The sequence below is a fragment of the Saccharothrix sp. BKS2 genome (genome assembly GCF_047689505.1).
In the GTDB taxonomy this organism is placed as follows: Bacteria; Actinomycetota; Actinomycetes; order Mycobacteriales; family Pseudonocardiaceae; genus Actinosynnema; species Actinosynnema lopnurensis.
The window spans coordinates 435,050-450,621 of sequence record NZ_JAUQOL010000007.1; the positions used below are offsets into that span (position 1 = coordinate 435,050).

The window sequence follows — 15,572 nt, forward strand, 5'->3', positions numbered from 1 at the left end:
TTGTCAGCATCATCCGGACTTCGCGCCGGCCGGCCAACAGCGTCCACATGTCGGAACACGGGATTGCGCAAAGGGAAGAACGCGCACTTTATCTCACTACTATGGCTTCAGTGAGTACCAAAAAATGCTGGTCAAAAAGCTCGGGGACCGAGGAATGCGACGGAAAACATCGGAGACCGAAGAAAAGGACGGGAAATGTCGGGTACCGAGGAAACCGGCGGGAAATGTCGGTGACCGAGCGATTGCGGTGAGGGACCCCGGTGGTGCCGGTGGCGATGGGGGTGCCCCGGGTGGTGCCGTCGGTGGGGAGGGGGCGGCGACCTCTTCGACCAGAGGGAGGAATGCCTTGTCGAGGCCGATGCCCAGGCGGGCTTGGAGCGGCCGTTCAACCGCGCCGGCGCCGTGGCCGCCCTGCTCGACCGCGACGACCCGCCCGACGCGGTCTTCCGCTACAGCGACCTGGTGGCGCTGGGCGCGCTGCACGTCGCGCTGGGACGGGGCCTGCGCGTGCCCGAGGACATCGCGCTGATCGGCTACGACGACATCGAGGACGGCCGCTACTCCAACCCCCCGATCAGCACCACCTCACCCGACAAGGCCGCCATCGCCGCCACCGCCGTGGACCGGCTCCTGGAGCGCATCGCCCGCGACCGGCCGCTGCCCGGCGTGGAGGTGCGTGCCGGACACCGGCTGATCGTCCGGCACAGCACCGCCGGACGGGCCGCGCCGGGCACCGGCTGAGCGGCCGGAGAGCCGGACCGGCGTCCACACGGGACGGTCGTCCGCCCGCCCGGCCCCGGTAACGGGAAGGCCGACCGCCCCGATCACCCCAGCGCCGGGCACCTCCGGCGGACTCGGCGGGTGAAGGGGGCGTCCCGGGTGGAGCCAGGACCCGGCGGGCGGGCGGAACCGGCCCGCGGCCGTCACGGCGACGTCGACAACACGATCGGCGGCGGCGTCTTCTTCAACGCCGTCGTCCAGGGCCGCGACATCACCCTGCACCTGCCGCCGCAGGTCACCCCCGCCCTGTCCGGCCTGCCGCCCGCCTCACCCGTCTTCACCGGGCGCGAGCGGGTCGTGGAGGAGCTGCTCCGGTCCCTGACCCCGTCGGACCGGTCCCCTCGCGGCCCGGTGGCGGTGGTCACCGGGCTCGCCGGCATTGGCAAGACCGAACTGGCCGTGCACACCGCGACCCGCGCGACCCGGGAACGGGGCCTGTTCCCCGGTGGGGTCCTGTTCGTCGACCTGGCCGGCTACGACGGCGAACGCGGCCCGACCCCCGAACGCGCCCTGACGGGCCTGCTGCTCGCGCTCGGCATCCCCGCCGAGCACGTCCCCGACGGGGTGCAGGACCTGTCCCGGCTCTACCGCAGCGCGCTGGCCGCGCTGGCCGACCAGGGCCGGCCGGTCCTGGTCGTGATCGACAACGTCGCCACCGCCGACCAGGCCCGCCCCCTGCTGCCCTCCGACGGCGCCACCGCGGCGCTGGTGACCTCCCGCCACACGCCGGACCTCGACGCCCGCCTGCACGAACTGCCCGAACTGGACCAGGACGCGTCGGTGGAGCTGCTGGACCAGGTCCTGCGGCACCGCCGCGGCGACACCGACACCCGGGTCCGCGACGAACCCGGGCACGCCGCGACCACCGCCCGGCTGTGCGCGGGCCTGGCGCTCGCGCTGCGCATCGTCGCGGCCCTGCTCGCCGATTCCCCCACCCGGCCCCTGTCCTCCCTGGTCGCCACCCTGCGCGACGAGCACACCAGGCTCGACCGCCTGCGCCGCGAGGACCGTGCCGTGCGCGCGGCGTTCGACCTGTCCTACCGGCGCCTCGACGAGGCCCACGCCCGCCTGTTCCGGCTCCTGCCGGTCAACCCCGGCCCCGACCTGTCCACCGAGGCCGCCGCCCACCTCGCCGACGCCGCCGCCGACCGGTACGCGGTCGAGGAACTCCTGCACGACCTCGCCCGCGCCCACCTGGTCGAACCCGGCACCACCCCGGGCCGCTGGCGCCTGCACGACCTGGTGCGCCTCTACGCCGCCGACCGGGGGCTCTCCCGGGCCGAGGACGACCACCGGGACGAGGCACGCGCTCGACTCCTGCGCCACTACCAGGCCGCGACCGCCGCCGCCGAGACGCACCTGTCCGACTCGCCGTTCCCCGTGTCCCCGCACTTCGCCGACCGGCACGAGGCCCTGGCGTGGATCGACGCCGAACGCCCGAACCTGGTCGCCGCCGCCACCACGACCGGTGCCTTCGCCACCTCCGCGGCCATCGCGTTCACCTCGCCGGGGAAAGGCGCCTTCGTCCGCCCGACCACCCTCGGCCAACTGCCCGGCAATGCCCTGTTCCGGTGCCTGCACCACCTCCGCCACTTCGCCGACCTGATGGACATCTCCCGCGCCGCCCTGGCCACCAGCCGGTCCGCGGGCGACCGCCTCGCCGAGGTGCTGGCGCTCAACGACCTGGGCGTGACGCTGCGGGAGGTGCGGCGGTTCGAGGCGTCGATCGACGCCTGCACCCGGAGCCTGGCCCTGTGCCGGGAACTGGACGACGGCTACAACGAGGCGGTCGTCTCGGCCAACCTGGCCGGCTCGCTGGCCGCCTCGCGCCGACCGGGGAAGGCCCTCAAGGCGCTGGCCAGGTCCGAGCGCATCTTCGCCAGGGTCGGGGATCGCCGGGCCGGCGGCCTGGTGCTGAGCGGCAAAGGTCTCGTGCTCCACCACATGAGGCGGTTCACCGAAGCCGCCGAAGCGCAGGAACGCGCCGTCGCCGTGTTCACCGAACTGGCCGACCGCAACTCGGAGGGCATGGCGCTGAACAACCTGGCGCTCTCCCTGAGGGAGTTGGGGCGGCTCGACGACTCCGCCGACGCGTGCACCCACGCCGTCGCCGCGTTCACGGAGGCGGGGAACCGCCACGGCACGGCGACGGCCCGGGGCAACCTGGGCAACACCCTCGCCAGGGGCCGCAAGTACCGCAAAGCCCTCGGTGCCTGCAAGCGGAGCCTGGCCGCGTTCCGGGAACTGGGCGACGAGCACGCGGAGGCGGAGACGCTGGACAACCTCGGCATCGTGCTCGGCGAACTGGGACGGCTCAAGGCGTCCGTCGACGCGCACGCCCGGGCGTGCGCCGTGTTCGCGGCGACGGGCGAGCGCCACGCCGAGGGCATCGCCCTGAACAACCTGGGCAGCGCCCTGACCGAGGTGCGGCGGTTCGACGAGGCGATCGACGCCTACACCCGCTCCGTCGCCGCGTTCGCCGAGACCGGTGACCGCGGGAACGAACTCGACACGATGAAGAACCTGGACCTGGCGCTGCGACGCCGGGGCGGCACCCCCGTCCCCGCCGCCTCCCCGGGCACCGGGGGCACCTGGCTGCGCCGTCTCCTCGGCCGCGGCTCCGCCAAGCCGTGAAGCGGGGCGCGGCGGCCGTACCCGGCCGCCGCGCCACCCGCCTAACCCACGCGCGGCGCCGATCCCACCGACCGCGAGGCCGACGCCGGACCCGCGACGGCGGCGCGCGCCGGAAGCCGACCGGACCGCACCGGCCTGCCCGCGAACAGGAACCCGGCGCACACCAGCGCGCTCCAGGGCAGCGGCCCCTCCCACGGCCCCCCGTCCGCGGACCAGGCGAAGCCCGTCGCCGCCAGGCCCAGCAACCCGGTGGCGGCCAGCACCGCCGCCACCGCCGGCCGCGCCGCCGGACCCGGTTCGTCACCGGCGCGGCGCGCCTCGAAGCGGCCGAACACCCGCAGCAACCCCACCAGGACCAGCGCCGTGACCCCCACCCACACCGGCGCGACCGCGATCCACAGCACCGTCCCCGGCTCCGGCGTGCGGTAGCCGAAACCCAGCACGGCGATCCCGGCGACCACCACCAGCGCGGGCATGTGCCACAGGTAGACGCTCATGAAACGCGGACCCAGCAGGCGCAGCGCCGCGGCCACCGGCGGACGCCGCCCGAACGCGTCCAGTACCGGGCGCAGCGCCAGCAGCAGACCCACCTGCCCGATCCCCAGCGCGAGCAGCAGCACGCTCGGCGGGCTCATGTTCGACACGGGCGCGCCCGGCATCCCGATCATGCTCACCGGGTACGGCCCGAACGCGACCATCAGCGCCGTGACGCCGAACCCCGCGGCCGACAGCGCCAGCGCGCCACGACGGCCCAGCGCGCCCAACCGGCCCTCGGCGTAGTGGAAACCGACCTGGTGCACCGCCACCCACACGAACACCGCGTTCGCGTAGCCGATGAGCGGCAGGTCCCGGAACCGGGCCAGGTCCACCAGCACCCCGGCCACCCCCAGCACCACGGGCACGGCCAGGCCCCACCGGCGGTGCGCGGCCACCGCGAGCGGCGTGACCAGCACCGTGAGCAGGTAGACGGCGAGGAACCACAGCAGCTGCGCGGCCACCGCGCCGGCGAGCCGGACGGGCTGCTCGGCGACCCCGGCGACCCGCAGCAGCACCGGCGCCACCAGCCACACCCCCAGCAGCGGCAGCGCGGGGAGCAGCAGGCGCCGCACGCGCGCGTTCAACCAGTCGCGGCCGGTGCCGCCCGCCGCGTGCACCCGGCGCAGGGACAGCAGGTTGGCCGCGCCGCCCGCGAAGAACACCAGCGGCATCACCTGGGACAGCCAGGTGAACAACCACCAGCCCGGTGTGGCCAGCGCGTTGCCCGCGGTCAGCCGACCGGCCGAGTAGCCCAGCACCGGCATCAACCAGTGCTGGGCCACGACACCGACGATGGCCAGGGCGCGGACCACGTCGAGGAACGGATCGCGCACACCGGGGTGCGACGAGCTCGAAGACATGATCCGAAGCCTGGCAGCGGATCCCGCCCCGCACAGCGGTGCGAGCCCCCCTCCTGGGCTCCACCTTCCCCCACCCCTGGGGTGGGGCAAGGCCCACCCCGATTCAGTGCCCGACCACCCCCGGGGACTCGGCCTTGCCACCCTTGACCGCGAAGGAACCGGCCACCGCCGTCAGCGAGAACACCGCCGCCAGCAGCAGCGCCGAGTGCAGCCCGCCCATGTCGGCGCCCACCGCGGACTCGCCGGCCGCCAGCAGGTCGGCGGCCCGCCCGCTCATCACGCTCACCAGCAGCGCCACCCCCGCCGCCGCGGCCAGCTGCTGGGTCGTGCTGAAGACCGCGCTGCCGTGCGAGTAGAGCCGGGACGGCAGCGCGCCCAGGCCGGCGGAGAACAGCGGCGTGAACGAGAACGCCAGCCCCAGGCTCAGCACCAGGTGGAACACCAGCACCAGCGCGCCGGGCGTCGCGGCGTCGAACCCGGTCGCGAACCACAGCGACGCGCTGGTCGCCGTCGTGCCGACGATCAGCAGCACCCGCGGCCCCACCCGGTCGTAGAGCCGGCCCACCACCGGCGACAGCAGGCCCATCAGCAGCCCGCCGGGCAGCAGCAGCAGACCCGTGGCCAGCGGGTCGAGCCCCAGCACGTTCTGGATGTAGATCGGCAGGATCGTGGCCACGCCCAGCAGCAGGCCCATCATCACCATCATCAGCGCGCTGGCCAGGGTGAACATGCGGAACGCGAACGTCCTGAGGTCCAGCAGGGCGCGTTCGCGGCGCTGGAGCGACACCTGCCGCAGCACGAACGCCGTGATGCCCGCCACCCCCACCACCAGCGACAGCCACAGCGTGGTGTTCGCCGACCCGCCGGAGTGCCCGATGCTCGACAGGCCGTAGACCAGCCCGCCGAAACCGAACACCGACAGCACCACCGACGGCACGTCCAGCGGGGCCCGGCTCGACTCGCCGACGTCGGTCACCATGCGCAGCCCCAGCACCATCGCCGCCAACGAGATCGGCAGCACCGCCCAGAACATCGCCCGCCAGCCGAACAGGTCCAGCACCACGCCCGACACCGTCGGACCGATCGCCGGCGCCACCGAGATGACGATCGAGATGTTGCCCATCAGCGCGCCGCGACGGGCCGGCGGCACCAGCGTCATCACCGTCGTCATCAGCAGCGGGAGCATGATCGCGGTGCCGAACGCCTGCACCACGCGCGCGCCGAGCAGCACCGGAAAGCCCGGGGCCAGCGCCGCGATCAGGGTGCCCGTGCTGAACAGGCCCATGGCTACGCCGAACAGCACCCGCGTGCCGACCCGCTGGATCAGGTAACCGGTGACCGGGATGACCACCGACATCGTCAGCAGGAAGCCCGCGGTCAGCCACTGCCCCACCGACGCGGTCACGTCCAGCTCGGTCAGCAGCACCGGCAGCGCCACGCCCATGATCGTCTCGTTGAGGATGACGACGAACGTGGCGACGAGCAGCACCCCGATCACGGTGCGGTCGGCCCGGCTGAGCGCGTGCGGCGACGTCGCGACGTCGGGCACGTCGGTGGAAGTCATGCGGAGGGTCCCCCAGGGAACAAAAAGGGCGCGAGAATGGGCGACGGCGCCCCGAACACCACTCACAATACCGGGCGGCCCGGCCGGCGAACGTCCATTTTCCCCGCAGGTGAACGGAGTGCGGCCGGTCACAACACCCGGTGGCGCGACCACCCCGCGCCGCCACGCCCACCCCTCCCACCCCGACCTGAACTAGGCTCGACAGTGCCCGGAGGGAGCGCCCGTGACGGATGAGGAACTGCTCGTCGAGTTCGCCCTGACCCGCCTCGACCACCCCGACCTCGACCTGGAGGAGATCGCCGCCCTCGTGGTCCGCCGGGTGGGCCCCGACCACGAGCTGGAGTTCGCCTCCCGCTCCCTCGCCGCCCGCGACGAACTGCGCGGCGCGGTCTTCCCCTCGGCCGTCGAGCACGTGCTGCGGGTGGTGCTGACCCTGCGCGGCCCCGCCGACTGACACCGCGCCGACACCCCACCGGAACCGCGTCGGGATGGCGGTTGATCCCCGTGGTGGCCACCGCCATGATGACCCTCAGTCGGTGACTGACCAACGAGGGGGTTGTCCGGTGAAGAAGTACCGAACGGCGGTCGTCGGGCTGGTGGCGGGGCTCCTCGCGGCGGTCGTGCAGGCCGTGGTCGTCCCGGCGCCCGCGCAGGCGGCCACGACGCTGCCCGCGGCGAACTTCCGGCTCAAGGCCACCGGCTACTCCGGGCTGATCGACGACCTGGACGCCGCGCTGCCCAACGTCGGCGTGCCGACCGTCGTCGGCGACGGCAACCGCGCCGCCACCACCTGCTCGCCGGCGGCGGCCAACCGGGTCGCCGCGTTCTGCTGGAACAGCGGGGACGACGACGTCGCCTACTGGATGCCCCAGGGCATCACCACGACCGCCGACGCCTACGGCGAGGCCACCTACGAGGGCACGACGGCGATCCTGGTCAGCTGGTACGACAACGGCTCCGACGGGATCGAGCGGGGCGTGCGGATCTCCTTCGTCGACCACTCCACCCCCTCCGCGCCCACCTACCGCCACGTGCTGCTGGTCGAGCCCTACACCAACGGCTCGGGCCAGGCGTCGTTCCGGGCGGTGCAGCAGCACGCGGGCGGCATGTTCTGGTACGGCCACTACCTCTACGTGGCCGCCACGGGCAGCGGCTTCCGCGTCTTCGACCTGCGGCACCTCTGGCAGACCAGCACCACCGACGGCGCCGCGATCGGCCGCCAGGCCGACGGCAGCCACCAGGCGTTCGGCTACAAGTACGTGCTGCCGCAGGTGTTCGCCTACAACCAGTCGACCACCAACGGGCAAGCCGCCATCCGCTTCTCGTTCGCCTCGCTCGACCGCACCAGCACCCCGGACAGCGTCGTGGTCGGCGAGTACGCCAACCCCGGCGCGGGCAGCCGCCTGTTCCGCTTCCCGATCGACCACACCGACCGGATGCTCACCGAGTCCGCCGACGGCTACGCCCGCGCGAGCGAGGCGTACGAGGTGTCGGTGCAGAGCATGCAGGGCGCGACCGCGATCAACGGCAGGTTCTACCTGTCCACCAGCGACGGCAGCGGCAACCGGGGCGACCTGGCCACCTTCACGCCCGGCGGCCCGGTCGTCGTGCACCACGACGTGCTGCCGGTCGGGCCCGAGGACCTCTCCTACTGGCCCGCCAGGGGACAGCTCTGGTCGCTCACCGAGTACGCGGGCACCCGCTCGGTCTTCGCGGTGCGCGCCTCCGCGTACTGACCGCGCCCCGCGGCACCGCGAGCGGCGTGCGCCCCGGGTCCGGTCCGGTAGCGTCGCCCCCGTTGATCACACCGGGGGAGGCCGCGATGGCGGAGCGAGTGGTCCGGGCAGGGGACGTCCGGCTCTGGAGCGAGGACCTGGGCGATCCGGCGGACCCGCCGCTGCTGCTGGTCATGGGCGCCAACGCCTCGGCGGCCGTGTGGCCGGACGCCTTCGTCGAACTCCTGGTCCGGGGCGGCTGCCGGGTCGTCCGCTACGACCACCGCGACACCGGCAGGTCCACCGCGGTGCCCGCCGGGGAAGCCGACTACGACCTGGGCGACCTGACCCGGGACGCGGTGGCGGTGCTCGACGCCCACGACATCGGGCGGGCGCACGTGGTCGGGCTGTCCATGGGCGGGCTGATCGGCCAGCTGCTGGCCGTCGACCACCCCGACCGCCTCCGCACCCTCACCCTCGCCCTGACCGGCGCGCTGGACATGGGCAGCACCGAGGAGCCGCGCTCGGACCAGGGCGAGCGCCTGGAGCGACTGATCGCGCTGACCGGGCCGGGCGCGGACGAGGAGGCCGAGCTGACGCGGCGCGTCGCGCTGTGGCGGGAGCTGCACGGCGACGTGCTGCCGTTCGACGCCGCGGAGTACCGGCGGCTGGAGGAGGGCGTCATCGCGCACGCCGGCACCTCCACCCCGTCCACCGGTCACGTGCGGCTGGGCGCGGTGGCCGTGCCGCGCGGCGGGGACGACCTGCGCCGGGTCACCACGCCCACCCTGGTCGTCCAGGGCACCGAGGACCCCTTCTACCCACCCGGCTTCGGCCGCCACCTGGCCGGCCTGCTGCCGGACGCGCGGCTGCTGGAGGTCCCCGGGCTCGGGCACTCCCTGCCCGCCGCCGTGCACCGGCTCGTGGCCGACGAGGTCCTGGCGCACGTCCGCAGCCACCCCTGAGCCCGCGCGGGTCCCGACCACCACGCGGACCGTCCCGAGTGGACGACCACGGTGCCGGGAGCCCGCCGGAACGCGATCACCGGAACCGGCGAACGGCGGAACCCCGGCACCCCCCGCGGAGGAGGGGCACCGGGGTTCCGCGCGTGGTCACCGGTCGGCGTCGACCAGGGCCTTGTCCCGCGACCGCGACCCGTCGTCCTCCAGGGCCGCGCCCTCCACGTCGAGCACGGGCAGCCGGCGCAGCCACCCCGGCAGCCACCACGCCTTCTCGCCCAGCAGCGCCAGGGCGGCCGGGACGAGGACCATGCGGACCACGAAGGCGTCCACCAGGATGCCGATCGCCAGCGCGAAGGCGATCGACTTGATCGGGCCCTCGCCCGCCGGGACGAACCCGGCGAACACCGAGAACATGATCAGCGCGGCGGCCACCACCACGGGCGCGGCCCGGTGGAAGCCGGTGGTGATCGAGTCGCGCGGCGACGCGCCGCGGTGGTGCGCCTCGTGCATCCGGGACACCAGGAAGATCTGGTAGTCCATGGCGAGGCCGAACAGGATGCCGACCATCAGGATCGGCGTCAGGCTCAGCAGCGGCCCGGTGCCGTCGAGGTTGACCGCCCCGGCCAGCCAGCCCCACTGGAACACCGCCACCGTCGCGCCCAGCGAGGCGCCGATGGTGAGCAGGAAGCCCAGCACGCCCACCAGCGGGACCAGGATCGACCGGAACACCAGGACCAGCAGGACCAGCGCCAGCCCGACGACCAGGGCCAGGTAGACCGGCATGGCCTCGTCCAGGGCGACCGCGACGTCCGTGCTCACCGCGGTGGTCCCGGTGACGTAGGTGGTCGCGCCGTCGACCCCGGCCAGGTGGGCGCGCAGGTCGTCGACCAGCCGCTCGGTGGCCTCGGTGGCGGGCCCGGACTCCGGGATCACGGTCAGCATCGCGGCCGAGCCGTCGGCGCTGGGCGTCGGCGGCGTGACCAGGGCCACGTCGTCGATGCCCTGGATGGCCTGGACGGTCCCGGCGGCGGTCTGCGCGGCGTTCTCGCCCTCGAACAGCACCACCAGCGGGCCGTTGAAGCCCTCGCCGAAGCCGTCGGACAGCAGCCGGTCCGCGCGCTCCTGGGTGGAGCCGGCGGGCGGCGCCATGACCAGGGTGGTCTGCATGGAGGTGACGGGCACCGCGATGATCCCCAGGCCGATGACGGCCAGCAGCAGCGCCGCGATCCGGTTGCGGGTCACCCCGCCGACCCAGCCGCGGAAGAACCCGCGGTCCCGGACCTCCCCGACGCCCCGCGCGTCCGGAGCGGACCGGTCGGCGGGGGACTGTGCGGCGGGGGACCGGTCGTCGGCGGCCGGCGCGGGCGCGGTGCGCTGCTTGCGGGGCAGCGCGCGCTTGCCGATGTAGCCCAGCACCGCCGGCACGAGGGTGATGGCGACCAGCACGGCGACGACGATCGTCAGCGCGGCGGCGACGCCCATCTGGGTCAGGAACGGGATGCCCACCACGGTCAACCCGGCCAGGGCGATGACCACGGTCAGCCCGGCGGTCACCACCGCGGAGCCCGCCGTGCCCACCGCGGTGCCGATGGCGTCGCCGACGTCCTTGCCCCCGCGCAGCTCCTGCCGGTAGCGGTTGATGATGAACAACGCGTAGTCGATGCCCACCGCCAGGCCCAGCATCGCGGCCAGGATCGGGGTGGTGGACTGGAGGTCCATGAACCCGGTGGCGATGGTGATGCCCAGCGCGCCGATGCCCACGCCGACCGCGGCGGTGAGCAGGTTCATCCCGGCCACCACCAGCGAGCCGTAGGTCAGGGCCAGGATCACCAGGGCGATCACCACGCCGATGACCTCGGCCGCGCCGCCGATGTGCGGGGGCGCCTGGATGGCCTCGCCGCCGACCTCGACGGTCAGCCCGCCGGCGCGCGCGCCCTCGACGGCCCCGGTCAGCGCGGTGCGCTGCTCCTCGGTGACCTCACCGACCTTGGCCTCGTAGGTGACGGTGCTGTAGGCCGTGTCCTGGCCCGGGTTCACGGCCGGGGCCCGCGGGTCGAGCGGGTTGGTCGCCGAGGTCACACCGGGCAGCGTGCCCAGCTCCGCCACCAGCGCGGTGACGCGCTGGGCGTTCTCCGGGGTCGTGAGCTGCTGCCCCTCGGGGGCCTTGACCACCACGCGGGCGTTCGCACCGCCCTGGGAGCCGAACTCCTCCTTGATCTTGTCCAGGGCGGTGGTGGACTCCTGCCCGGGGATGGAGAAGGAGTTGGCCGTCGGGCCGGACAGGGTCACCGCGCCGAAGGCGGTGCCGGCGAGCACCAGCAGCCACAGCAGGACGACGACCAGCCGGCGCCGGTGGGCGCCGGAGCCGAGTCGGTAGAGCAGGCGTGCCATGGGGGATCAGTCCTCCACCTGGACGAGGTCGGACGGGGAAGGGGGAGTGGCACGGTCGTGACCGAGCGCGTCGAGGCAGGTCGTGACGATGTGGGGCCGCCAGCCGGTCTTGTCGCCGGCGCGGTTGGCGGACAGGCTGAGCACGGCCAGGGCGGCGAGCATCCCGACGACCCGGACCAGCCGCTCGGTGTCGCCCGAGTCCGGGTCGACCCCGAACACGTCGAAGACGAGCCGGTCCACGCCGGCCAGCCCGTTGTCCTCGCCGGCGTCCTCGTCGGTGCCCAGCGTGTTGATCGCCCGGGACGCCAGCGCCACCAGACCGGGCCGTTCGAGGGCGAAGTCCACCAGCAGCTCGACGGACCGCCGGTCGCGCGCCGGGCCGCCCGGCAGCGGCGCCACCCGGTCCAGCACGAGCTGGCTCTGCGTGCGGCCCATCTCCATCGCGGCCTCGAACAGGGCTTCCTTGCTGGGGTAGTGGTGCAGCAGCCCCGCCTTGGACAGGCCGACCGCGTCGGCGAGGTCCTTCAGCGACGTGTGGGCGAACCCGTGCCGCGCGAACAACCCCGCGGCGCGGTCGAGGATCCGCTCGTCGACGTACTGCCGGGCCAGTCGTGCCATGTGCCCGACGGTACCCAGTGACCTACCGCTTCGGTCGGTCAACCGACCGATCCGGTAGGTGTGCTTGATCACGCCGGCGCGATCCGGGCCGCTCCGGGAACCGCGGTGCGCCACCCCGCGTCGATCGCAGCGTACGGCGCACGGGAAACGCGAGGGACATGGCTGACGAGGTGTTCGGCCCCTACCGGATCGGGCGGCTGCTCGGGCGCGGGGGGATGGGGGAGGTGCACCGCGCGCACGACGTGGTGCACGACCGGGTCGTGGCGCTCAAGCGGCTCGCGCCCGCCCTCAACGACGACGACGCCTTCCGGGCCCGCTTCCGGCGCGAGGCGCAGGTGGTGGCCAGGCTGCGCGAGCCGCACGTCATCCCGATCCACGCCTACGGCGAGATCGACGGGCGCCTCTACCTGGACATGCGCCTGGTCGAGGGCTCCGACCTGACCGACGTGATCGCGCGCGGACCGCTGGAGCCCGAGCGGGCGGTGCGGATCGTGGAGCAGGTGGCGAGCGCGCTCGACGCCGCGCACGCCGACGGGCTCGTGCACCGCGACGTGAAGCCGTCCAACGTGCTCGTCGCGCCGGGCGACTTCGTGTACCTGGTGGACTTCGGCATCGCGCGCAGCGCCTCGCCCTCCGCGACGCACATCACGGCCTCGGGCGACGTGATCGGCACCCTGGACTACATGGCGCCCGAGCGGTTCGAGAACGGGCCGGTCGACGCGCGCACCGACGTCTACGCGCTGGCCTGCGTGCTGTTCGCCTGCCTGTCCGGGCGGCGGCCCTTCGAGGTCGACGGCACCGCGGCCCAGATCTGGGCCCACCTGCGGGAGGCGCCGCCGAAGGCCCGGGACCCCAACCCCGCGGTGCCGGCCGCGCTGGACCACGTGATCGCCCGCGGCATGGCCAAGGACCCGGCCGACCGGCACGGGAGCGCGGGCGCCCTGGCCGTCGCCGCCCGCGCCGCGCTCGCCACGGCGCCCCCGGCGGGTCAGGCGGGTCAGGCCGCGCCCTGGACCCCCGCCGCGCCGCCGCGCCCGGTCACGTCCCAGGGCACGCCGCACCCGGCCGCGTCCCAGGCCACGCCACACCGGGGCTCGACGCCCGGCATGCCGCCGGTCCCGGGCTCGAAGCCCGGTACGCCGCCAGCCCTGGGCCCGACGCCCAACACGCCGCCGGCCCGCGTCCCCACCACCCCGGCCACCCCGCCCGGCGGCACCCCGCCGCCCACGCCCCGGTTCCCGGTGGGACCACCCGCGCCACCGCCCGGGAACCGCCGGGCCGTGCTCGGCGCGGTGGCCGCGGTGGTGGTCGTGCTCGCCCTCGCCACCTACCTGGTGCTCGACCACGCCTCCGACCTGCTCGCCGGCGACCCGGGCCCCACCCCGACCCCCGCGACCACCACCAGCAGGACGACCACCAAGGTCAAGCTCACCCTCCCGACCACCACCGCGGCACCCACCCCGACCCCCGCGGAGCGGACCCTCCTGGCCGCCCTGCCCGGCGTCTACCGCGACCACCCCTCCTGCGCCACCGCGCCCGCCGACGCCGAGGGCGTCACCGCCGCGGTCGTCTGCACCGCGGCGAACGAGACCAACCCGCGATTCGCCCCACCCGCCCGCGCGCACTTCCGCCTCTTCGCCACCCGCGCCGCCCAGGACGCGCACTTCCTGTCCCTCGTCACCGGCCGCGGCATCCCGCGCGACGACTCCCAGGGCGGCTGCCGGCCCAAGACCCACCCCGTGCACTACGCCGAGTACTGGCGCGACCCGTCCGGCGCCCTCGACGGCGACTTCACCACCTGCTACCTCGACGGCGGCACCGGGCACCTGTGGTGGACCGACTCGCGCACCACCGTCACCGGCGACCTGGCCACCGCACCCGGCGCGACCGACGACACCCTGGACAAGCTCGACCTGTGGTGGAACGGCATGATCCTCAGTCGCATGTAGACCCCGCCGGGTGAAGGCGTCCTCATCGGACGTTCACCGGCCGCTCAGCCGCAGGCCACACGCTGGTCACCGTGGACGCCTTCACCTGCACGACGCGACCGGAGCCGGCGACCGTCCCGCTGCCGCGACCGCGACCGCGCAGGCCGCCGCCCCGGCTGTGGGGCCTCGCGGCCGCGTCGGCGGCCGTGCTGGGGGCCGGGCTGCTCGCCGACGGGTTGGGCACGCCCGGCGCGGTGGTGCTCGCGGTGTTCACCGCGGCCGTCGGCGCCTGGGTGCTGACCCCGGTCGACGACACCTGGATCGCCCTGACCGCGGTGTGCGTGCTGGCCGTGACCGGGGTGGTGGCGCCCGCCGACCTGTTCGCCACGCTCGGCGCGGACCTGGTGTGGCTGCTCATCGCGGCGTTCGTGCTGGCCGCCGGGCTGACCCGGTCGGGGCTGGTGGGGCGGTTCGCGGTGGCGCTGCTCGGCCGGGCCCGCACCGTCCGGCAGCTGGCCCACCTGGTCGTGGTGGCCCTGGTCGTCTCGTCGTTGGCGGTGCCCGCCACGTCGGGGCGCGCCGCCCTCGCGCTGCCGGTGTTCGAGGCCCTGGCCCGCGCCCTGGGCGGCCGGCCGCGCGTGGTGCGCGGGATGGCCGTGCTGTTCCCGACCGTCGTGCTGCTCTCGGCGGTGTCCACGCTGATCGGCGCGGGCGCGCACCTGATCGCCGACCAGCTGCTGCGCGACGCCGCCGGCGAGGGCATCGGGTTCCTGCGCTGGCTGCTGCTGGGCCTGCCGCTCGCCGTCGTCTCCTGCCACCTGGCCGCCGAGGTGGTGCTGCTGCTGTTCACCTCGCGCGCCGACCGCCGGGACCGGCTCGACTGGTCCCGCGACGCCCTCGTCGTGGAGCCCCCGCCGCCCAGCGGGCCCTGGACCGGCCCGGAGAAGCACGCCGCCGCCACCACGGCCGCCGTGCTCGTCCTGTGGTGCACGGAGCCGCTGCACGGCGTGCCGCCCGCGCTGGTGGGGCTGCTGGGCGCGCTGGTCGTCACCGCCCCGCCGCACGGCGAGCGGCGCGTCACACCGGGCGCGGCGCTCAAGACCGTGCCCTGGTCGCTGCTGCTGTTCACGGCCGCGACCGCCGCCCTCGGCGACGCCCTGGTCTCCACCGGCGCGGCCGCCTGGCTGGCCGACACCGGCCTGTCGCCGCTGGAGCACGCGTCGCCGGAACCGCTGCTGATCGCCGTGGTCGTGGTCTCCACCGCCGCGCACCTGGCCGTGCAGTCCCGCTCGGCCCGCTCGTCGGTGCTGGTGCCGGTCGTCATCCCGCTCGCGGTCGCGGCCGGCGTGAACCCGGCACTGGCCGTGTTCGCCTCCACCGCCGCGGCCGGCTTCTGCCACACCCTGACCTCCTCGGCCAAGCCCGTCGCGCTGTTCGCCGAGGTCGAGGGCGTGCCCACCTACTCGGCGCGCGACCTGCTGCGCCTGTCCGCCGTGCTGGCTCCGCTGCACATCGCGCTGGTCAGTGCCTTCGCCCTGTACGCGTGGCCCCTCCTGGGGCTGCCGATCACCACCACCCACTAG

The 15,572-nt window shown here is 74.6% G+C and carries 11 protein-coding genes; 7 read left to right on the plus strand and 4 right to left on the minus strand.

Annotated elements, in window-relative coordinates; genetic code table 11:
• Nucleotides 1–372 precede the first annotated feature (372 nt).
• Both Q5530_RS17775 and Q5530_RS17780 read left to right on the plus strand, forming a co-directional pair.
• Complete coding sequence (locus Q5530_RS17775; protein WP_415363596.1) at nucleotides 373–741, plus strand: substrate-binding domain-containing protein; 369 nt, start codon at nucleotides 373–375, stop codon at nucleotides 739–741.
• A 138-nt stretch (nucleotides 742–879) separates the two neighbouring features.
• A complete protein-coding gene (locus Q5530_RS17780) occupies nucleotides 880–3,414 on the plus strand; it encodes a tetratricopeptide repeat protein (RefSeq protein WP_415363598.1) in 2,535 nt (844 codons plus the stop codon).
• A gap of 41 nt (nucleotides 3,415–3,455) precedes the next feature.
• Here Q5530_RS17780 and Q5530_RS17785 read toward each other — a convergent pair whose 3' ends face one another.
• Both Q5530_RS17785 and Q5530_RS17790 read right to left on the minus strand, forming a co-directional pair.
• On the minus strand, nucleotides 3,456–4,811 hold the full coding sequence (locus Q5530_RS17785; protein ID WP_415363600.1) for an acyltransferase family protein: 1,356 nt from the start codon (nucleotides 4,809–4,811) through the stop codon (nucleotides 3,456–3,458).
• A gap of 103 nt (nucleotides 4,812–4,914) precedes the next feature.
• Entirely contained in the window at nucleotides 4,915–6,375 is a 1,461-nt protein-coding gene (locus Q5530_RS17790; RefSeq protein ID WP_415363602.1) for a DHA2 family efflux MFS transporter permease subunit, read from the minus strand.
• A gap of 223 nt (nucleotides 6,376–6,598) precedes the next feature.
• Between Q5530_RS17790 and Q5530_RS17795 the strand changes: the two genes are divergently transcribed.
• The 3 genes from Q5530_RS17795 (at nucleotide 6,599) to Q5530_RS17805 (ending at nucleotide 9,055) form a co-directional block, all read left to right on the plus strand.
• Nucleotides 6,599–6,829 carry a hypothetical protein gene (locus Q5530_RS17795; RefSeq protein ID WP_380637437.1) on the plus strand — a complete coding sequence of 77 codons (231 nt, stop codon included), beginning with the start codon at nucleotides 6,599–6,601 and terminating at the stop codon, nucleotides 6,827–6,829.
• A 109-nt stretch (nucleotides 6,830–6,938) separates the two neighbouring features.
• On the plus strand, nucleotides 6,939–8,111 hold the full coding sequence (locus tag Q5530_RS17800; protein ID WP_415363604.1) for a hypothetical protein: 1,173 nt from the start codon (nucleotides 6,939–6,941) through the stop codon (nucleotides 8,109–8,111).
• 86 nt (nucleotides 8,112–8,197) lie between these two features.
• Nucleotides 8,198–9,055: an alpha/beta fold hydrolase gene (locus Q5530_RS17805; protein WP_415363606.1), complete on the plus strand. Its 858-nt coding sequence runs from the start codon at nucleotides 8,198–8,200 to the stop codon at nucleotides 9,053–9,055.
• A gap of 147 nt (nucleotides 9,056–9,202) precedes the next feature.
• On the opposite strand, the gene Q5530_RS17810 is transcribed toward Q5530_RS17805, so the two are convergent.
• Nucleotides 9,203–11,443: an MMPL family transporter gene (locus Q5530_RS17810; protein WP_415363609.1), complete on the minus strand. Its 2,241-nt coding sequence runs from the start codon at nucleotides 11,441–11,443 to the stop codon at nucleotides 9,203–9,205.
• A 6-nt stretch (nucleotides 11,444–11,449) separates the two neighbouring features.
• A complete protein-coding gene (locus Q5530_RS17815) occupies nucleotides 11,450–12,061 on the minus strand; it encodes a TetR/AcrR family transcriptional regulator (protein WP_415363611.1) in 612 nt (203 codons plus the stop codon).
• A gap of 158 nt (nucleotides 12,062–12,219) precedes the next feature.
• Here Q5530_RS17815 and Q5530_RS17820 point away from each other — a divergent pair, with 158 nt between their 5' ends.
• Both Q5530_RS17820 and Q5530_RS17825 read left to right on the plus strand, forming a co-directional pair.
• Nucleotides 12,220–14,010: a serine/threonine-protein kinase gene (locus Q5530_RS17820; protein ID WP_415363613.1), complete on the plus strand. Its 1,791-nt coding sequence runs from the start codon at nucleotides 12,220–12,222 to the stop codon at nucleotides 14,008–14,010.
• Between the two features lie 71 nt (nucleotides 14,011–14,081).
• Complete coding sequence (locus Q5530_RS17825; protein WP_415363616.1) at nucleotides 14,082–15,572, plus strand: SLC13 family permease; 1,491 nt, start codon at nucleotides 14,082–14,084, stop codon at nucleotides 15,570–15,572.

What these genes read in the sequence shown, in the direction of transcription:
- Q5530_RS17805 (WP_415363606.1), top strand. Translation starts at nt 8,198, where the DNA reads ATGGCGGAGCGAGTGGTCCGGGCAGGGGACGTCCGGCTCTGGAGCGAG.
- Q5530_RS17785 (WP_415363600.1), bottom strand. Translation starts at nt 4,811, where the DNA reads ATGTCTTCGAGCTCGTCGCACCCCGGTGTGCGCGATCCGTTCCTCGAC.
- Q5530_RS17790 (WP_415363602.1), bottom strand. Translation starts at nt 6,375, where the DNA reads ATGACTTCCACCGACGTGCCCGACGTCGCGACGTCGCCGCACGCGCTC.
- Q5530_RS17820 (WP_415363613.1), top strand. Translation starts at nt 12,220, where the DNA reads ATGGCTGACGAGGTGTTCGGCCCCTACCGGATCGGGCGGCTGCTCGGG.
- Q5530_RS17810 (WP_415363609.1), bottom strand. Translation starts at nt 11,443, where the DNA reads ATGGCACGCCTGCTCTACCGACTCGGCTCCGGCGCCCACCGGCGCCGG.
- Q5530_RS17815 (WP_415363611.1), bottom strand. Translation starts at nt 12,061, where the DNA reads ATGGCACGACTGGCCCGGCAGTACGTCGACGAGCGGATCCTCGACCGC.